This is a genomic window from Kurthia sp. 11kri321 (genome assembly GCF_001534765.1).
Classification (GTDB): domain Bacteria; phylum Bacillota; class Bacilli; order Bacillales_A; family Planococcaceae; genus Kurthia; species Kurthia gibsonii.
This window is the reverse complement of sequence record NZ_CP013217.1, coordinates 2,093,164-2,113,453: the sequence shown is the minus strand read 5'-3', so window position 1 is coordinate 2,113,453 and position 20,290 is coordinate 2,093,164. Positions and strand designations below refer to the sequence as shown.

Sequence of the window (20,290 nt, the reverse complement as noted above, 5' to 3'; positions counted from 1 at the left end):
TATGAATTTATCTGGTGTGAATGTGGGGCAAATTCAAGGAGCTGCGAATACTGCGCAACCTGTTTCGATGCAGGAAGGACAAGTGTTACACGGAACTATTAAAAAATTGTATCCAAATCAACAAGCTGAAATTAATATTGGCGGTCAGAAGATGATGGCGAAACTTGAAACACCAATGCAAGCAGGAAATACACATTTCTTTCAAGTAACCGCAACAACGCCCGATTTAACGTTAAAAATGGTTAGTGGTCCAGTTGATGAAAAAGCATCCTTAATGGATCAAACTAAACAAATGATTGATACGATGAAATTGCCACAAACAAAAGAGATGCAACAGATTGTGTCGCAATTAGTTAAAAATAATATTCCGTTTAATAAAGAGCAATTAATAGCAGCGGAACAATTATTAAAAGGTGCAAATGGTGCTGAAAGACCTCAAGCATTGGATGCTTTACAAAAGATGATTGAATTGAAACTACCCATGACATCAACAAGTTTACAAGCCGTTATGGAAGGGAGTTTAAAAGGTGGTTTTACAAATTTACTTGGAAATTTAGAGCAATCAATTCGACTAGATACACAATTAGCATCTCAATTAAAAGAAGCGATCTTACAACAGTTGGCACAGCTGAAGTCACCTTTAAGTGAACAAACTGGAAATATTGCACTTGGAAAATTACTTGGTAGTAATACACCAGAAGCAGGGCAAATTTTACAACAAGCGGGTGTTGGAGCAAAAGCGGAAACGACTGACATTGTAAAACAGTTATTTCAACAATTTAAGACGGAACCGAATGAAGCCATTCGTCAATTGTTACAACAGCCGATGACGAAAGAGAATTTGCAAAACTTATCGCAAGCGATTCAACAACATCCGACTTTAACAAAAGATCAACAACAAGCGATTCAGCAGGCGATTACGCGTATGCAATTAGCGCCGAGTGCATCGAATCAAGCGCAAGTCATTCAAGAAGTCACAACACAACTAGCAAGTGCGAAGGAGAGTATTCCTCAGTTGATGAGCCAACTGAAAAACGCAACAGCTGAAACGCAACCAGCGATTATTCAAAAATTAGCCACTGCTGTTGCAGAGAATCCAACTTTAACAATGCAACAAAAACAAGAAGTGATTGCACAATTAGGACAAGTGCAGAAGAATGGGGCTGAAAACGTCTTTAAAGCGCTTGTAACTGCTTTTTCAACACAAGTTGGTTTACAACCTACAGAAGAAGCAACAAGTCAATTAAGCCAATTACTAGGCGTTTCAAAAGACCAGTTAAGTTCACTTATGCAAAATCTAACACGTACATTGCAGCAACAATCGACACCTTTTGCACAGCAAATGTTACAAGATGTTGAAAATCTGCAAATGACCCAATTATCTGGACATGCTGTACAAGCTTCCATGAAAAAGACACTAAGTGAGCTTGGATTGAGTCTTGAAGCGAACATTTTACAATCGAACCCAGAGCAGGCGCAGCTCTCATCGACATTGAAATCACTCATGCATGCCCTTGTCCATGAAAATGTCACAAATTCGACAAGAAATTTAGCAGAGCAAGTAATTGGACGTATGAATGGACAACAATTACTGTCAATGGATCAAGGACAACAGCAACAAATCGTTATGCAAATCCCATTACAATTCTTCGGAAAACGAATTGATGCGACATTGCAGTGGTCAGGAAGCAAGAATAAAGATGGGAAAATAGACTCAAATTTTGCACGAATTATGTTCTATTTACATCTTGAAAATCTGCATGAAACGGTTATAGATATGCAAGTGCAAAGTCGCGTTGTGACGCTAAATATTTATACTGAAAATCAGCAAAGTCAAGGGATAATTGACCCTTTAAAAGAGGTGTTAAAGGCTCGATTAGCAGAGCAAGATTATCGCCTTTCAGGTGTTTTTCTGAAAAAGTTCGATGAGCCTAAACCAACTGTTAAACAACAGTCGAAAATCATCGGCAAAAGTGAAGATGGAGGGGTCGACTTTAGAATATGAAAAAAGAAAATCGTAAAGAAGCTGTCGCCTTATCATTTAATTCTGAACAATCAGAAGCACCAAAAGTCATTGCGAAGGGAAAGGGGCTTGTTGCGGACTCTATTTTGAACAAAGCACAAGAAAGTGGTGTGCCAATTCAAGAGGATCCAAACCTAGTACAGTTATTAGGACAGTTAAATCTAAATGAATCTATCCCTGAAGAACTGTATCAAGCTGTAGCGGAAGTATTTGCATTTATTTACAAATTAGACCAAATTAATGGTAAAAATAAATAAAAAAAACACTGATTTTTTATGCGAAAATCAGTGTTTTTTTACATTACTTTAGAAAAAAGACGTATATTGAATGATATTTTAGCATAAAATAGATTGTGGACAACTTTTTGAATATTTAATACAATGGAGGAGAAGTAGCAATGCTTTACAATTGAGATGGGAGGCAATTTGATGAATATCCATGAATATCAAGGTAAAGAAATTCTTCGCCAATACGGGGTGGCGGTTCCGAAAGGACGCGTAGCTTTTTCTCCAGAGGAAGCAGTGAATGTGGCGAAAGAACTGAGCTCAGATGTTATGGTAGTAAAAGCTCAGATACATGCAGGGGGTCGAGGTAAAGCAGGCGGTGTTAAAATTGCGCGCAACCTTGAAGAAGTACGTGCTTATGCGAAAGAGTTATTAGGAAAAGTTCTTGTAACACATCAAACAGGTCCACAAGGTAAAGAAGTGAAACGACTGTATGTTGAAGAAGGTTCAGACATTAAGAAAGAATATTACTTAAGTTTAGTCGTAGACCGTCAAACATCACGCGTTACATTAATGGGTTCCGAAGAAGGCGGTATGAACATAGAAGAAGTCGCTGAAGAAACACCAGAAAAAATCTTCACAGAAGTAATTGATCCAGTGGTAGGTTTAACAGGTTTCCAAGCACGTCGTTTAGCGTTCAATATCAACATTCCAAAACACCTAGTAAATAAAGCTGTGAAATTAATGCTTGGTATTTACGAAGCATTCATTGATAAAGATGCATCAATTTTAGAAATTAACCCACTTGCTGTAACAGGTGATGATGAGGTAATCGCATTAGATGCGAAATTTAACTTTGATAGCAACGCATTATATCGTCATAAAGATATCGTCGAGTTACGTGACTACGATGAAGAAGATGAAAAGGAAATTGAAGCATCAAAATACGATTTAAGTTACATCGCATTAGATGGTAACATTGGTTGTATGGTAAATGGTGCTGGTTTAGCTATGGCTACTATGGATACAATTAGTTACTACGGTGGTTCACCGGCTAACTTCTTGGACGTTGGGGGCGGTGCTTCTGCTGAAAAAGTAAAAGAAGCATTTAAAATTATCCTTTCTGACCAACAAGTTAAAGGTATTTTCGTTAATATCTTTGGTGGGATTATGAAGTGTGACGTAATTGCTGAAGGTGTAGTAAAAGCAGCTTCAGAACTAGGATTAGAAGTACCGCTTGTTGTGCGTTTAGAAGGTACAAACGTAACAAAAGGTAAAGAAATTCTAAATGAATCAGGCTTAAATATTACTGCAGCTTCATCATTAGCAGATGGCGCAGAAAAAATCGTAAAACTTGTTGGATAAGAGAGGCGGACTATAAAATGGCTATTTTTATTGATAAAGATACAAAAGTGTTAGTTCAAGGGATTACAGGCTCTACAGCTCTTTTCCATACGAAGCAAATGCTTGAATATGGAACAAAAATTGTGGCAGGTGTTACACCAGGTAAAGCAGGCACAGTAGTTGAAGGTGTTCCGGTATTCAATACTGTTTCAGATGCAGTTGCAGAAACTGGTGCAAACGTATCCGTAATCTATGTACCAGCACCATTCGCAGCAGATGCAATTTTAGAAGCTGTAGACGCAGAATTAGATATGGTGATCTGTATTACAGAACATATTCCTGTAATCGATATGGTAAAAGTGAAACGTTATATGGAAGGCAAGAAAACACGTTTAATCGGACCAAACTGCCCAGGTGTTATTACAGCAGATGAGTGTAAAATCGGTATTATGCCAGGATACATCCATACAAAAGGTCATGTAGGTGTTGTATCTCGTTCTGGTACATTAACGTATGAAGCAGTACATCAATTAACTGAAGCTGGAATTGGCCAAACGACAGCAGTTGGTATTGGTGGAGACCCAGTAAACGGTACAAACTTCGTGGATGTTTTAAAAGCATTTGAAGAAGATCCAGAAACATATGGTGTTGTAATGATTGGTGAGATTGGCGGTACAGCTGAGGAAGAAGCAGCTGAATTCGTTAAAAATCACATGACAAAACCAGTTGTCGGTTTCATCGGTGGTCAAACAGCACCTCCAGGAAAACGTATGGGTCACGCAGGCGCGATTATCTCAGGTGGTAAAGGTACAGCAGCTGACAAAATCAAGGCTTTAAATGAAGCCGGTATTGAAGTTGCACCAACACCAGCAGCAATCGGTGAAACATTTATTAAAGTTATCAAAGAAAAAGGTCTATACGAAAAGTGTAAAACACATTAAGATGTAAATAGATGAGCTAATTATTTTAGCTACGAGTAAACAGGAATCTTGCGCAAGCGGTTCCTGTTTTTCGTTGCTAGAAATCAGGTCATCTTTATATGAAGAGGAGGCGAATGCCATGCATTCATTTGACGCGGCACTTCACGCACTACATTATGTGCGTCAGTACCCACTGAATCGCTTGTACCCCTTATTACAAGTAGATCCAGAACTTGAAACCCTCCCTCATATGAAACCCTCACAACTTGCATACTATTTTCAAATTACATTAAAACAAGCAATACAACTTCATGCAGAATTTCATCAAGTTTACCAAACAGACTGGCATGCTTTTTATGCAAAACAGCAGATAGTCCCAATCCCATTTTATAATGAACACTATCCTATTTCTTTACTAAATGTGTATGATCCACCCGCGATGCTTTACTGTAAAGGTGACATAACGTTATTGCAAAAATATAAAAAAATCGCTATAGTTGGTTCAAGAAAAGCTACCAATTATTCACAAAAATGTTTAACAGCTATCATACCACCTCTTATTTCGCAAAATATCGCGATTGTAAGCGGTTTAGCGAGAGGGGCAGATAGAATGGCTCATGAGACAACAATCGCTCATTTAGGCAATACTATAGCTGTTTTAGGAAATGGTTTACATTATCACTATCCGAGGGAACATAAAACATTGCAGCTAGAAATGGAAAAAAAACATCTCGTTTTAACAGAATATCCACCGCATATGCCACCTCAAAAGTGGCAGTTTCCGAAAAGAAATCGCATCATAAGTGGACTGAGTGATGGTATTGTACTAACTGAAGCAGAATTAAAGAGTGGAACAATGAGTACAGTTGAATATGGTTTGGATCACGGTAGAAATATTTTTTCAGTTCCTGGAGATATTTTTTCACCCCTCTCTGCAGGTCCGAATAAGTTGATATATGAGGGTGCAACGCCTGTTTTACATGGGCAACAAATAATAGAAGAAATGAAGAATAATTCATCACGAAAATGAAAAATGGTTGCAAAACTTGATTTTCTGTTATACATTTTGCAACAGGTAATTGTTTTCAAAATATGAAACTTCACCTCTACAAGGGGGCAAACACATGTCGGATTATTTAGTTATAGTGGAATCGCCCGCAAAAGCAAAAACAATCGAGCGATATTTAGGAAAAAAATATAAAGTAAAAGCTTCCATTGGTCATGTGCGTGATTTACCACGTAGCCAAACAGGAATTGATACAGAGAACAACTATGAACCGCGTTATATTACAATTCGAGGCAAAGGTCCTGTCTTACAGGAATTAAAAACAGCTGCTAAAAAAGCAAAAAAAATCTATCTCGCAGCCGATCCAGACCGCGAAGGAGAAGCGATTGCTTGGCATTTAGCAACTGCTTTAAATATTGATATTGAATCAGATTGTCGCGTTGTTTTTAATGAGATTACAAAAGATGCAATCAAAGAATCATTCAAACATCCACGTCCAATCGATTTAGACTTAGTTGATGCACAACAAGCACGTCGTATTTTAGACCGTCTTGTTGGATATAATATTAGTCCTTTACTATGGAAGAAAGTCAAAAAAGGTTTGTCAGCAGGTCGTGTTCAATCAATTGCACTGCGTCTGATTATTGACCGTGAAAACGAAATTAAAAACTTCCAACCAGAAGAATATTGGTCAATCGAAGCTTCTTTTGAAAAAGGTAAAAAAGTATTCGATGCAGCATTCTATGGTACGACAAGCGATAAAATTAAATTAACAAATGAAGCCGAAGTTCAAAACATATTAAAACAAATCAAAGGTGAAGATTTTGAAGTAACAAAAGTTTTAAAGCGTGAGCGTAAGCGTAATGCAGCGCCGTCATTCACAACATCTTCTTTACAACAAGAAGCAGCGCGTAAATTAAACTTTAGAGCAAAGAAAACGATGATGTTAGCACAGCAATTATACGAAGGAATTGACCTTGGTAAAAAAGCAGGTGGCATTGTCGGGTTAATTACCTACATGCGTACAGACTCAACGCGTATTTCAGAAACAGCGAAAAAAGAAGCGCATGAATACATTCTTGAAAATTATGGTGAAGAATATACAACACCTGTTGAACAACAAGCGAAAAAATCTGAAAAGGCACAGGATGCCCATGAAGCAATTCGTCCAACATCAACAATGCGTCATCCGGATACATTAAAAACAGTTTTATCTCGTGACCAACTTCGTTTATACCGTTTAATTTGGGAACGATTCATCGCCAGTCAAATGGCTTCTGCTGTATTAGATACAGTAACAGCAGACTTACAAAACGGTGATTTACTATTCCGTGCAACTGGTTCACAAGTGAAGTTCCCAGGTTTCATGAAGGTATATATCGAAGGTTCAGATGACCAAAAAGAAGAAAAATCTAAAGATAAGTTATTACCACCGATGGAACAAGGCGATCTTGTTAAAACGGTTGAAATTGAACCGAAACAACATTTCACGCAGCCACCACCACGTTTTTCAGAGGCACGTCTTGTTAAAACGTTAGAAGAGCTAGGTATAGGTCGTCCATCTACGTATGCACCAACGCTAGATACAATTCAAAAGCGTGGTTATGTCACACTTGAAACAAAGCGCTTTGTACCAACGGAGCTAGGTGAAATTGTGCATAGTCTAGTGCTTGAATTCTTCTCAGACATTGTGAATATAGAATTTACAGCGAAGATGGAGAATGACTTAGACTTAATCGAAGAAGGACAAAAGCAGTGGGTAGAAGTCATTGATGAATTCTACAAAGACTTTGAAAAAGACTTGAAACATGCGGAAGTAGCGATGGAAAAAGTCGAAATCAAAGATGAACCTGCAGGAGAAGACTGTGAATTATGCGGTCATCCGATGGTATTCAAATTAGGTCGATACGGTAAATTCATGGCATGTAGCAACTTCCCAGAATGTCGTAACACAAAAGCGATTGTGAAGGAAATTGGTGTGAAATGTCCAACATGTAAAGAAGGCGAAATTGTTGAGCGTAAGAGTAAAACAAAACGTATCTTCTACGGTTGTAATCGTTATCCAGACTGTGACTTTGTATCATGGGATAAACCAATCAGTCGTCCATGTCCGAAATGTAACGAAATGCTTGTTGAAAAGAAAATCAAAAAAGGTGTTCAAATTCAATGTACGTCTTGTGACTACAAAGAAGAACCGACACAATAAAACAAAAGAAGGAGTCGTTTTTAAACGGCTTCTTTTTCTATGTTAGGAACAATATTTCGCGTAAATAACACTTTCAAGCTAAGCCATTTTTATGATACAGTAAGCAAGAACATTTTATTTTAAGAAGTAGAGAAAGTAGGTCGTACAATCCATGACATATGTAAATGTAATTGGTGCTGGTTTAGCAGGTAGTGAAGCAGCATGGCAAATTGCCAAACGTGGTATTCAAGTAAAACTTTATGAGATGCGTCCAGTAAAACAAACACCGGCACATCATACAGATAAATTCGCAGAGCTTGTATGTTCAAACTCATTGCGCGCAAATAACTTAACAAATGCAGTTGGCGTAATTAAAGAAGAAATGCGTAAACTTGATTCAATTATTATTGAAGCAGCAGATTCTTGTTCAGTACCAGCAGGTGGCGCTTTAGCAGTTGACCGTCATGAGTTTGCTGGCTATGTAACAGAAAAAGTGAAAAATCACCCGCTTGTTGAAGTGATTCATGAGGAAGTAACTGAGATTCCGAAAGATGGTATTACCGTAATTGCAACAGGTCCGTTAACATCACCAGAACTTGCAAAATCTATTCAAGAGGCGACAGGACAAGACTATCTGTACTTCTATGATGCAGCAGCTCCAATCATTGAAAAAGATAGCATTGATATGGATAAAGTGTATTTAAAATCACGCTATGATAAAGGCGAGGCAGCATACCTAAACTGCCCAATGAACGAAGAAGAATTTAATGCTTTCCAACAAGCTTTAATTGAAGCAGAAGTAGCACCTTTAAAAGAATTTGAAAAAGAGAAGTATTTTGAAGGGTGTATGCCAATTGAAGTAATGGCAGCACGTGGTCCGAAAACGATGCTATTTGGTCCAATGAAGCCAGTAGGTTTAGAAGATCCTAAAACGGGCAAACGTCCACATGCCGTTGTTCAACTTCGTCAAGATGACGCAGCTGGAACACTATATAATATAGTAGGTTTCCAAACGCATCTAAAATGGGGCGAGCAAAAACGTGTATTCCAAATGATTCCTGGACTTGAGAATGTTGAAATCGTTCGTTATGGTGTCATGCACCGTAATACATTCATCAACTCACCAAAAGTATTAGCACCGACATATCAATTAAAATCACAACCGAACGTATTCTTTGCAGGTCAAATGACAGGTGTTGAAGGATATGTAGAGTCAGCTGGTAGTGGTCTAATTGCAGGGATTAATGCGGCGCGTATGGCAATGGAACAAGATTTAAAAATCTTCCCTGCTGAAACAGCGCTTGGTAGTATGGCGCGCTATATTACAGAAGCAGATTCAAAACACTTCCAACCAATGAATGTAAACTTCGGTTTATTCCCAGCACTTGGTGAAAAAATTCGCTCAAAACAAGAACGCGGCGAAAAACATGCTGAACGTGCTTTAGCAAGTATTGAAGCATATATTGAGTCCGAAAAATTGTAAAAAAGTCCACCTAGTACGGACATTTGTTTGTATTAGAAAAAGATTTGATAAAGCCGAGCAAAGTTGATATACTTTGTTAGGCTTTTTTATTGTGTTTTTGACTTGTGTGCTATTTAATGGCATGTCCTTTTTTAGTACAGTTCACGAAAACGCCGTAAATCTACAGAAAATTAGCATAGTCAATATAATTTGAAGTGCTTTGACTTTCTTTTATTTTCTGATAATGCGAAAATAAAAGAAAGTATGGAAAACGAGGTGTTCAAATGCGTATTAGTCAACATGAAGCACTCCAACAATTTATTACATATATTCAGTTGGAGAAAAACTATTCTGCTCTAACATCTGAAGCGTATCAACAAGACTTACAAGAATTCTTTTCATTTTTAAAACAAGAACAAGTAACTACGCTAGAAGAAGTAGAATATGTACATGCGCGTTTGTTTGTCACACAACTATACAACGAAGAAAAAGCAAGGGCGACAATCTCACGAAAGATTTCGTCTATTCGTTCGTTCTTTCGCTTTTTAAACCGTGAGTTTCAGTTGAATGATGCATCTTTCCAATCGCTTTATCATCCTAAAAAAGAAAGTCGACTACCACGCTTTTTTTATGAGGAAGAATTGAAAATGCTATTTGAAGCAAATGAAGGGGAAACACCTAAAGAGAAAAGAGAACTCGCAATTTTGGAGTTATTATATGCAACAGGCATTCGCGTAAGTGAATTAACATCGATTCAATTAAAAGATGTTGATTTTTCATTAAGTATTTTACGCGTAATGGGGAAAGGGAGAAAAGAACGATATGTTCCTTTTGGACAATTTGCACACGAAGCTTTGCAACTGTATGTGACCGATGCGCGTCCTATTTTAATGAAGAAACAGCAACATGATTCGCTTTTTGTTAATATGAGAGGTGAGCCACTAACTGCTCGTGGTGTACGGTATATTTTGAATGAGATGGTAAAAAAAACAGAATTAACGACGACGATTTATCCACATATGATTCGTCATACATTTGCCACACATTTATTAAATCAAGGGGCAGACTTACGTACAGTGCAAGAGCTACTTGGACATGCAAGCTTATCATCTACACAGGTGTACACCCATGTCACGAAGGAACATCTTCGCAATACCTATATGAACGCTCATCCAAGAGCGTAAAATGACGAGGAGTGAGCAATATGGAATTACATGCAACAACGATTTTTGCAATCCAACATAAAGGGCAGAGTGCAATGGCTGGTGACGGTCAAGTAACACTCGGAAATTCAGTTGTAATGAAGCATACAGCAAGAAAAGTAAGACGATTGTTTAATGGACAAGTGCTTGCTGGTTTTGCAGGTTCTGTAGCAGATGCTTTTACGCTCTTTGAAATGTTTGAGGGTAAATTAGTTGAGTACAATGGTAACTTACAACGTGCAGCTGTAGAAGTAGCCAAGCAATGGCGCGGCGATAAAATGTTACAAAAATTAGAAGCACTTTTACTTGTAATGAACAAGGATACATTACTACTTGTGTCTGGTTCTGGAGAAGTAATTGAACCAGATGACGGGATTTTAGCAATCGGTTCAGGTGGGAATTATGCGTTATCAGCAGGTAGAGCTTTAAAACAATATGCAGGTGAACAAATGACAGCAAGAGAAATTGCAGAGGCTTCACTGAATATAGCTGCAGATATTTGTGTCTTTACAAACCATAATATTATTTTGGAGGACTTAGACATATGAATGAACAAACACCAAAACAAATGACAGAGTATCTCGATCGTTATATTGTCGGTCAAACGAATGCAAAAAAGTCTGTAGCGGTTGCATTACGTAATCGTTATAGAAGACAACTACTATCTGAAGAAATGCGCGAAGAAGTTGTACCGAAAAATATTTTAATGATTGGACCAACAGGTGTTGGTAAAACAGAAATTGCACGACGAATTGCAAAATTAGTTAAAGCACCTTTCTTAAAAATTGAAGCAACAAAATTCACAGAAGTCGGTTATGTGGGACGCGATGTAGAATCGATGGTACGTGATTTAGTCGAGGTGTCTGTTCGCCTTGTAAAAGAGGAAAAACGTGCAGAAGTAAAAGACGAAGCAGAAATATTAGCAAACGAAAAAATCGTGAAATTACTTGTACCAAGTCTCAAAAAGAAAAAGCAAGCAAATACGACGAATCCATTCGAAATGTTATTTGGTGGTCAACAACCTCAAGAAGAAGCTACTGAAGATGATCCACAAATTCGTGTTAAACGTTCTCAAGTGGCAGAAGATTTAAAAGCTTTGAAACTTGAACAAGAGATTGTAACGATCGAAGTGACAGAGCAACCTTCCAATATGCTAGGTGCTTTTACAGGTATGCCAGGTATGGATATGGGTGGTAATAATATTGGAGACTTACTGTCAAATATGATGCCATCACAGAAGAAAAAACGTAAAGTGACAGTGGAAGAAGCACGTCGTTTATTAACAATTGAAGAAGCAAATAAATTAATCGATGAAGATGAAGTATCGGCAGAGGCTGTTCGACGCGCAGAACAATCAGGAATTATCTTCATTGATGAAATCGATAAGATTGCTGTAAAAGGTAATAGTGGTGGTCCTGGTGTGTCACGTGAAGGTGTACAGCGTGATATTTTACCAATTGTTGAAGGTTCAACTGTGAATACAAAATACGGTAGTGTCCGTACAGACTTTATGCTATTTATCGCAGCAGGTGCATTCCACATGTCAAAACCATCTGATTTAATTCCAGAATTACAGGGACGATTCCCGATTCGCGTTGAATTAGATAAGCTGACAAAAGAAGATTTTGTACGCATTTTAAAAGAACCACATCATTCACTAATTACACAATATAAAGCACTTTTAGCAACAGAAGGTGTTGAAATTGACTTTACAGATGAAGCAGTTGATAAGTTAGCTGAAATTGCTTCAAAAGTAAATCAAGAGACGGATAATATTGGTGCACGCCGTCTGCACACTATTTTAGAAAAGTTATTAGAAGAATTATCATTTGAAGCTTCAGATATCTCACCAGCACATATTGATATCACGCCAGCTTATGTAGAGCAAAAATTAGGTGATATTGCTGAGGACAAAGATTTGTCAGAGTTTATCTTATAGTTTATAATGTAAATTGGACAAACAATTAAAAAACTTTTGAATTTTCTGTAAATAATAGAAAATTCATGGGAGGACATAAATCAATGAATTTATTAGAAAAAATCCGTAAAATTAACTCGATGCTACAAGCATCAGCTGGTAAAGCGGTTAACTTTAAGGAAATGGCGAATACTTTAGGTATGGTAATTGAAAGTAACGTATTCATCGTTAGTCGTAAAGGTAAGTTATTAGGTATTGAGATTAACCAACAAATTGAGAATGAACGTACTGCAAAAATGTTTGAAGAACGTCAATTCCCAGAAGATTATACAAAAAAACTATATGACTTTAGCGAAACTGTGTCGAATATCGACGTTGACGATGAACATACAGCATTCCCAGTTGAAAATCGTGATGTATTTAAAAACGGTTTAACAACAATCGTACCAATCAATGGTGCTGGTGAACGTTTAGGTACACTAATTCTTGCGCGCATTGATAACCGTTTTGAAGACGAGGATTTAATCCTTGCTGAGTACGGTGCAACTGTAGTTGGTATGGAGATTCTTCGTGAAAAAGCAGAGGAAATCGAAGAAGAAGCACGTTCAAAAGCTGTCGTACAAATGGCAATTAATTCATTATCTTATAGTGAGTTAGAAGCAATTGAGCATATCTTTGAAGAGTTAGATGGTTCTGAAGGTTTATTAGTTGCCTCTAAAATTGCAGATCGTGTAGGGATTACACGTTCAGTAATCGTAAACGCATTACGTAAGTTAGAGTCAGCAGGTGTAATTGAATCACGTTCTTTAGGTATGAAGGGAACATATATTAAAGTATTAAACGCAAAATTCCTAACAGCATTAGCTGAAATTAAAATGCGTTAATTAAAAGAATAAAAGCTTGAGGCACAAAGATGTTGTCTCAAGCTTTTTTTATTCCAAAGATATACAAATTTTTATTTTTGCGTTATATTTTGTTAGAAGGTAGAAGAATGGATTTTAAAAAAAACAATATATCCCTTTAAAGTGCATATTTTCAATATTAAAATATGTATTTTTTGTGAAGTTAAAAAAAGGGGTAACAAAAAATAGTTGATATACCAACCTTCTTTATTGTTTTTTTGATAATTATTAAAATCTCTGAGATAAAAAAGTAAAAAAATATACTTTTTGAAAAAGCTTTGAAATGTTATAGTATTCACTTGAGGACGAGGTAACAGTAATTTTCTCATATGTTACAAATCGAAAAAAAGTCGTCTAGTAAAAAAGTCTTTCTAATTTTATGATGAAGTTTTTCAAACAAATTAATTTAGATTTTGGAGATTATTTTTAAGTGTTTCTAAATGAATTGAAAAGGACTTAAGGTGGGTGTAGAAAGTAACATGGTGATAGTGTAAACTTTTGAAAACAACATTGAGATGATGGAAAAACTTTTGTATGCAATAAAACTAGCTCGTGAACAATAAAATGAGTATTTATACCTATTCTAATATATCTAATATCAATAGACACTTTGGATTATCTTTATTACAATTATAATAGCTAAAGAAAAATTTCCTACGTAAATGAAAAAGTAATGAGGTGAGTTAATTGGATCTTTTTGGAGGAACAATTAAAAATCTGGAAAATGGATTGAATTATGCAACGGTCAGACAAAAAACAATTGCACAAAATATCGCAAATGTAGATACACCGAACTATAAAGCAAAATCAGTTAGTTTTAAAGACTTACTACAAGAAGCAAATAATAAAGCTTTAACAGCAAATCGTACAGATGCAAGACATATTAACTTTACTGGTGAATCGACAACACCAGGCGTATATAGTTATGCAAATTTAAAATACCGTCAAGATGGTAATGGTGTTGACATGGATACAGAACAAGCTAATTTAGCTAAAAACGCAATTTACTATAATGCTCTAATTGAACGAGTAAGTAGTAAGTTCAACACATTACAAACTGTGCTCAAGGGAGGTAACTAGAAATGTCGATTTTTCAAAGTTTAGATACGACTGGTTCAGCCTTAACAGCGCAACGTTTAAGAATGGATGTTATTTCATCTAATATGGCAAATGCTGAAACAACTCGCGCACGTCAAGTGAATGGTGAGTGGGAACCATATAGAAGAAAATCAGTTGTCCTGACAGCGCAAGAAGGTTCAGGGTCTTTTGCAAGCCATTTGAATGCAGCGATTGGCTCAAGTAGTAAGTCAGCAGGAAATGGCGTAAAGGTAACACGAATTTCAGAAGATAATGAAACACCTTTTAAATTATCATATGATCCAAGTAATCCAGATGCTGATGAACAAGGCTATGTGAGGTTGCCAAACATTGATTCTTTAAAAGAGATGACAGATTTAATATCAGCAACACGATCGTATGAAGCAAATGTAACCGTATTTAATGCAAATAAAGCAATGTTAACAAAGGCTCTGGAAATAGGAAAATAATAAAAAATAGAAGGGGTGAATCCGATGGATGTTTCACAAGTAGGTCTTACACAACCGATTGCACCAACACTGAGTCAAGCTGCACCAACCAATCAAGTTGAATCAAAAGTAAGTTTTGGAGACACATTGAAACAAGCGATTAATTCGGTAAACGAAGCACAACAAAAATCCGATTTAATGACGAATAAACTAATTGCAGGCCAAGACGTTGAACTATCAGATGTTATGATTACTGCTCAAAAAGCAAGCGTCACATTAAATACAGCATTGCAAATTAGAAATAAAGCAGTAGAAGCTTATCAAGAAATTATGCGAATGTCTGTTTAATTTGTAGCAAAGACGTATTTAATGTAATCGGAGGCCAAACATGATATGAATGAAAGAATAACCAAACTAAGAACCGATTTGACTAATTTTTGGAAGAGTAGGTCAAAACGACAAAAAGGAACAATGATTGGTTTATTAGCAGCCATTATTATTGGTGCAGCACTCATTACATACTTTATGACACGTGTAACGTATTCACCATTATATTCAAATTTGACAGCGGCAGAAGTGGGTCAAATCAAAGCACAATTAGATACACAGGGTGTTAAGTATGAAATTACTGCAGGTGGTACAGCTATTTCAGTACCATCAGATAAAGTAGATGAATTGGTAGTAAACTTAGCTGCTCAAGGTCTTCCAAAGAGCGGTGAAATTGATTATTCATTTTTCTCACAAAATGCAAGTTTTGGTATGACGGATAATGAATTTAATGTTATTAAAGTAGCATCTATTCAAACTGAATTAGCGAATTTAATGAAAAACATCGATGGTGTTAAAGATGCTAAAGTTATGTTGAACTTACCAGAACAAAGTACATTTGTTAGTGAAAGTGATAAAAATAAAGATGCGAGTGCTTCTATTGTTTTAAATACAGCACCTGGACAGCAGTTTAGTGAAGAACAAATTCGTACATTATACAACCTAGTAGCTAAAAGTGTGCCGAATCTAAGTACTGATAATATTGTCATTACGAATCAATACAATGAATATTTTGATTTAGCAGGTGGCGATGCAGAATCATCGAATGTAGCGAATGCAGGAAATCAATTGGCAGTTAAAAAGCAAATTGAAAGAGATTTACAACGTCAAGTACAAGGTCTACTAAGTAATATTATGGGTAACGGAAAAGCAATTGTAACAGTTACTTCTGATATTGACTTTACAAAAGAGAATCGTGAAGAAAATTTAGTTGAACCAGTAGACAAAGAGAATATGTCCGGTATCGAAATTAGCGCTCAAAAAATCAATGAAACATATACAGGGAATGCAGCTGGTGCAACTGGAACACCAGAAGCTGAAACAAATACAGATAATTTTACAAACTATCAAGAAGGAACAAGTAATGGTAATGGTGATTACGAAAAAACTTCTGAAACAGTAAATAAAGAAGTGAATCGAATTAAACGTCAGATTGTAGAAAGTCCATATCGTATTCGTGATTTAGGCATTCAAGTGGTAGTTGAACCACCAACAGCCGATGATCCAGCTTCATTAGATCCAGCAACGCAAAATGATATTAAAACGATGTTAGATTCAGTTGTTCGTACATCGATTGATAAGAGTTCGGCAGGAACATTATCTGACGAAGCAGTTGACCAAAAAGTAACCGTTTCTGTGCAACAATTAAACGGTAAACCAGATACAACACCGAATACAACACCAGCAATTCCTTGGTGGGTATGGGTAATCGGCGGTATTTTAGTTGTTGTAATTGCATTATTAGCATTCTTCATTATTCGCTCACGTCGTCGTCAAGATGAAGAGGAGTACGAGGAGTATGATGAAGAATTTGATGAAATTAATGTAGATGATATATCAGATGAAAAAGAAACAGAAGGCACTGTGAGAAGAAAGCAACTTGAAAAAATGGCGAAAGAAAAACCAGAAGACTTCGCTAAGTTACTTCGATCATGGATTTCTGAAGAATAGGAATGGGAGGTTAATGCAGTGGCAACAAAGAAAGAGAAAGAATTATCTGGCAAACAGAAAGCTGCACTCTTGTTAATTTCTTTGGGACCTGAGGTGTCGGCATCGGTTTATAAACATTTAAATGAAGAAGAAATCGAACGTTTAACATTAGAGATTTCGAGTGTAAAGCGTGTTGAACCAGAAATTAAAGAAGAAATTATAGAAGAGTTTCATAATATTGCGTTAGCGCAAGATTATATTTCACAAGGTGGTATTGGTTACGCTAAAACTGTATTAGAAAAGGCACTTGGAAACGACCAAGCACAGGCGATTATTAATCGCCTAACTTCTTCTTTACAAGTAAGACCTTTTGATTTTGCTCGTCGTACAGATCCAGCGCAAATTTTTAACTTTATTCAAAATGAGCATCCACAAACAATCGCTTTAATTTTATCTTATCTCGAACCACAACAAGCGGGAACGATTTTATCGTCGTTACCACAAGAAGTGCAGGCAGACATTGCGAAGCGTATTGCAACGATGGAATCGACTTCACCTGAAGTAATTAGTGAGATTGAGTCTGTTTTAGAAAGAAAGCTATCATCTACAATGACACAAGATTACACAGAAACAGGTGGCGTAGATGCAGTTGTAGAAGTTCTAAATGGTGTAGATCGTCAAACAGAAAAAACAATTTTGGATGCACTCGAAATTCAAGATCCAGAACTTGCAGAAGAAATCAAGAAGCGCATGTTTGTATTCGAAGATATCGTCACATTGGACAACCGTTCGATTCAACGTGTTATTCGTGATGCAGAAAATGCTGATTTAATGTTAGCGATGAAAGTATCGAGTGAGGATGTAAAAAGTATTCTATTTAAAAATATGTCACAACGTATGGCAGAGACATTCCAAGAAGAGATGGAAGTTATGGGACCTGTTCGTTTACGTGACGTTGAAGAAGCACAAACAAGAATTGTTGCGATTACAAGACGTTTAGAAGACGCAGGCGAAATTATTATTGCTCGTGGCGGAGGAGATGACGTCATTGTCTAGAATTATTCGTTCCACAGCTGAAGAATCAAATATACGTGAAATTAAAATTCGTAACTTTTCTTTTACAGAAGAATTAGAAACAGATGAAATAGAACGAAATATGTCTGTGACCTCTATTTTAGATGAACAAAATCGTATTCGACAAAGCTTTGAAGAGGAAGTAGCAAGTACGCGTGCACAAATGGCACAAGAACAACAAGCGCTTCAAGAAAGCTTGGCACAACAACGTCAAGATTGGGAACTAGAAAAACAACAATTACAGCAACAGGCATATGAAGAAGGTTTTCAAAAAGGCTATGTAGATGGCGAAATTAAAATTCGTGAAGATTTGCAACAAAAAGTAAATGAAGCAAATGAGTTAGTTCATGCAGCTGTTGAAAATGGAAATGTATACTTACAAGAACAAGAACGTATTATTTTAGATTTAGCAATTGAATCTGCAAATCGAATAATCGGACGCAAAATTGAAGAAAATCCAGATGTGTTTTTAGATATTGTGAAGCGTGCATTGGTAGAAGTAAGGGAATCTGAGTTTATTAAAGTATTTACTTCAAGTACATACTATTCATATGTAACAAGTAAGCGAGATGAGCTCGAAACACTGTTACCACCGAACTTATTATTTACAGTGTTTGTCGATGATCAATTAGACGAAACAGCATGTTATATCGAAAGTAATCATGGGCGTATGATTGTTACGCTAGATGAACAGTTAAATGAATTAAAAAAAATATTATTAGCAATTTTAGAAAGTGAGGATTGAACGTGAATGAAAGCAGTCGACTTATTAAAACGAATTACCGAAGTACCGACGTTTAAAAAGTACGGTCGTGTGTCAAGAGTTGTCGGCTTAATGATTGAATCCAATGGACCAGCTAGTTCGATTGGGGATGTCTGCAAAATTCACGTACATTCTTCTCATACAGGTCATCAAGAAATTTTGGCTGAAGTTGTCGGTTTTAAAGACGACATCGTTGTTCTAATGCCATTTACATCATTAAAGGATATCTCGATTGGTTGTTTGGTAGAAGGTACGAACCAACCACTTGAGATAAAAGTAGGTCCAGAACTCATCGGGAAAATTTTAGACTCAATGGGGCGACCAATCGACGGGTCATTATTACCACGAGGCCTAGCTACGGTACAAACGGAAGGAGAGCCACCTAATCCTTTAACAAGACCACCAATTAATGACACATTAGAAGTTGGCGTAAAAGCGATTGATGGAATGTTGACGGTTGGGAATGGTCAGCGTATAGGTATCTTTGCCGGCTCTGGTGTTGGTAAAAGTACATTATTAGGTATGATTGCACGCAATACAAAAGCTGATTTGAACGTTATTGCGTTAATTGGTGAGCGTGGTCGTGAGGTGCGTGAGTTTATTGAGCGTGACTTAGGGCCTGAAGGTTTAAAACGTTCCATTGTGGTAGCTGCAACGTCAGATCAGCCTGCATTGATGCGTATTAAAGGTGCTTTTACAGCAACAGCTATTGCAGAATATTTTAGAGAACAGGGCTTAAATGTAATGCTTATGATGGACTCTGTTACACGTGTAGCGATGGCGCAACGTGAGGTTGGACTGGCAACAGGGGAACCCCCAGCGCAAAAGGGTTATACCCCTTCTGTTTTTGCGATTTTACCAAAACTCTTAGAACGAACGGGTACAAATGAAAAAGGCTCAATTACAGCTTTTTATACGGTCTTAGTAGATGGTGATGATATGAATGAGCCGATTGCTGACACTGTACGAGGTATTCTTGATGGCCATATCGTATTAGACCGGAACTTGGCAAATAGAGGGCAATATCCTGCGATTAATATTTTAAAATCAGTTAGTCGTTTAATGAATCATATTGCAACACCTGAACACGTGGTAGCCGCAACAAAATTGAGAGAACTTTATTATACGTATATGAAAAATGAAGATTTAATTAATATTGGTGCATATAAAAGAGGCTCTTCACAAGAAGTTGATCAAGCGATTCAATATGAACCAATCATTACGTCGTTTTTAAAACAAGGTTTTATGGACCCCGTTTCAATGGAACAAACTGTGAATGAATTAACGAATCTTGCAAGAGGTGTTATGTAGTGGCGAATGCTTATCAATATCGTTTTAGTCAAGTAATGGACATAAAAGAGCAAGAAAAGAATGAAGCCGAAATGGCTTATAAAGAATCAGTTACTTCTTTTGAAGAAATCGCTACACATATGTATGACGCATTAAAAAAGAAAGAAGACTTACTTGCATTTCAACAAGAAAAAATGCAGTCGGGTCTTAGTATTTTAGAAATGCATAATTATGCGAATTTTATTGATAGTATGGAAAAAAAGATTGCTGATTTACAAGAAAAAGTTATTCAAGCACGTTCGAAAATGCAATGGTTTGAAGAAAAACTTTTAGAAGTATCGCTTGAATTTAAAAAATATGAAAAAATGCAAGAACGTGATTATGAGGCCTATCAAAAAGAAGAAGATCGTTTAGAAATGATTCAATTAGATGAGATTTCGCAAATTGCATTTTATAACAAGGAAGTATGGTGAA

The 20,290-nt window shown here is 36.6% G+C and carries 19 protein-coding genes; all 19 read left to right on the top strand.

Going from position 1 to position 20,290, the window contains the following annotated elements; genetic code table 11:
• Position 1 precedes the first annotated feature (1 nt).
• The 19 genes from ASO14_RS10685 (at position 2) to fliJ (ending at position 20,289) form a co-directional block, all read left to right on the top strand.
• Positions 2-2,005 carry a hypothetical protein gene (locus tag ASO14_RS10685; RefSeq protein WP_068454924.1) on the top strand — a complete coding sequence of 668 codons (2,004 nt, stop codon included), beginning with the start codon at positions 2-4 and terminating at the stop codon, positions 2,003-2,005.
• Positions 2,002-2,280, top strand: a complete 279-nt coding sequence (locus ASO14_RS10680) for an EscU/YscU/HrcU family type III secretion system export apparatus switch protein (protein ID WP_068454921.1) — start codon at positions 2,002-2,004, stop codon at positions 2,278-2,280. The genes ASO14_RS10685 and ASO14_RS10680 overlap by 4 nt, the downstream gene beginning before the upstream one ends.
• Before the next feature lie 171 nt (positions 2,281-2,451).
• On the top strand, positions 2,452-3,612 hold the full coding sequence (gene sucC, locus ASO14_RS10675) for an ADP-forming succinate--CoA ligase subunit beta (protein WP_068454917.1): 1,161 nt from the start codon (positions 2,452-2,454) through the stop codon (positions 3,610-3,612).
• Between the two features lie 17 nt (positions 3,613-3,629).
• Positions 3,630-4,532 (top strand): succinate--CoA ligase subunit alpha, encoded by a 903-nt coding sequence (gene sucD / locus ASO14_RS10670; protein WP_068454914.1) that lies wholly within the window; start codon positions 3,630-3,632, stop codon positions 4,530-4,532.
• Positions 4,533-4,650: 118 nt separating this feature from the next.
• A complete protein-coding gene (dprA, locus tag ASO14_RS10665) occupies positions 4,651-5,541 on the top strand; it encodes a DNA-processing protein DprA (protein WP_068454911.1) in 891 nt (296 codons plus the stop codon).
• A gap of 94 nt (positions 5,542-5,635) precedes the next feature.
• Positions 5,636-7,723, top strand: coding sequence for a type I DNA topoisomerase (topA, locus tag ASO14_RS10660; protein WP_068454908.1), 2,088 nt, complete (start codon positions 5,636-5,638; stop codon positions 7,721-7,723).
• A gap of 151 nt (positions 7,724-7,874) precedes the next feature.
• Positions 7,875-9,185: an FADH(2)-oxidizing methylenetetrahydrofolate--tRNA-(uracil(54)-C(5))-methyltransferase TrmFO gene (gene trmFO / locus ASO14_RS10655; RefSeq protein ID WP_068454905.1), complete on the top strand. Its 1,311-nt coding sequence runs from the start codon at positions 7,875-7,877 to the stop codon at positions 9,183-9,185.
• Positions 9,186-9,448: 263 nt separating this feature from the next.
• Positions 9,449-10,348 carry a tyrosine recombinase XerC gene (xerC, locus tag ASO14_RS10650; RefSeq protein ID WP_068454902.1) on the top strand — a complete coding sequence of 300 codons (900 nt, stop codon included), beginning with the start codon at positions 9,449-9,451 and terminating at the stop codon, positions 10,346-10,348.
• Positions 10,349-10,368: 20 nt separating this feature from the next.
• Positions 10,369-10,914, top strand: coding sequence for an ATP-dependent protease subunit HslV (gene hslV / locus ASO14_RS10645; RefSeq protein WP_068454899.1), 546 nt, complete (start codon positions 10,369-10,371; stop codon positions 10,912-10,914).
• Complete coding sequence (gene hslU / locus ASO14_RS10640; protein WP_068454896.1) at positions 10,911-12,305, top strand: ATP-dependent protease ATPase subunit HslU; 1,395 nt, start codon at positions 10,911-10,913, stop codon at positions 12,303-12,305. Before hslV ends, hslU begins: the two co-directional genes overlap by 4 nt.
• 83 nt (positions 12,306-12,388) lie before the next feature.
• On the top strand, positions 12,389-13,168 hold the full coding sequence (gene codY, locus ASO14_RS10635; RefSeq protein ID WP_068454893.1) for a GTP-sensing pleiotropic transcriptional regulator CodY: 780 nt from the start codon (positions 12,389-12,391) through the stop codon (positions 13,166-13,168).
• A 705-nt stretch (positions 13,169-13,873) separates the two neighbouring features.
• Entirely contained in the window at positions 13,874-14,266 is a 393-nt protein-coding gene (flgB, locus tag ASO14_RS10630) for a flagellar basal body rod protein FlgB (protein WP_068454890.1), read from the top strand.
• A gap of 2 nt (positions 14,267-14,268) precedes the next feature.
• Positions 14,269-14,733, top strand: a complete 465-nt coding sequence (gene flgC / locus ASO14_RS10625; protein ID WP_068454887.1) for a flagellar basal body rod protein FlgC — start codon at positions 14,269-14,271, stop codon at positions 14,731-14,733.
• A 24-nt stretch (positions 14,734-14,757) separates the two neighbouring features.
• The gene (gene fliE, locus ASO14_RS10620) at positions 14,758-15,060 is read left to right on the top strand and encodes a flagellar hook-basal body complex protein FliE (protein ID WP_068454884.1); all 303 of its coding nucleotides are present in this window, start codon (positions 14,758-14,760) and stop codon (positions 15,058-15,060) included.
• Between the two features lie 45 nt (positions 15,061-15,105).
• Positions 15,106-16,710 carry a flagellar basal-body MS-ring/collar protein FliF gene (fliF, locus tag ASO14_RS10615; protein WP_068454881.1) on the top strand — a complete coding sequence of 535 codons (1,605 nt, stop codon included), beginning with the start codon at positions 15,106-15,108 and terminating at the stop codon, positions 16,708-16,710.
• An 18-nt stretch (positions 16,711-16,728) separates the two neighbouring features.
• Positions 16,729-17,745, top strand: a complete 1,017-nt coding sequence (gene fliG / locus ASO14_RS10610; protein ID WP_068454878.1) for a flagellar motor switch protein FliG — start codon at positions 16,729-16,731, stop codon at positions 17,743-17,745.
• Complete coding sequence (gene fliH / locus ASO14_RS10605; RefSeq protein WP_068454875.1) at positions 17,738-18,508, top strand: flagellar assembly protein FliH; 771 nt, start codon at positions 17,738-17,740, stop codon at positions 18,506-18,508. The genes fliG and fliH overlap by 8 nt, the downstream gene beginning before the upstream one ends.
• A gap of 6 nt (positions 18,509-18,514) precedes the next feature.
• Positions 18,515-19,837, top strand: coding sequence for a flagellar protein export ATPase FliI (gene fliI / locus ASO14_RS10600; RefSeq protein ID WP_068454872.1), 1,323 nt, complete (start codon positions 18,515-18,517; stop codon positions 19,835-19,837).
• Complete coding sequence (gene fliJ, locus ASO14_RS10595) at positions 19,837-20,289, top strand: flagellar export protein FliJ (RefSeq protein ID WP_276309720.1); 453 nt, start codon at positions 19,837-19,839, stop codon at positions 20,287-20,289. The genes fliI and fliJ overlap by 1 nt, the downstream gene beginning before the upstream one ends.
• The last annotated feature ends 1 nt before the right edge of the window (position 20,290 follow it).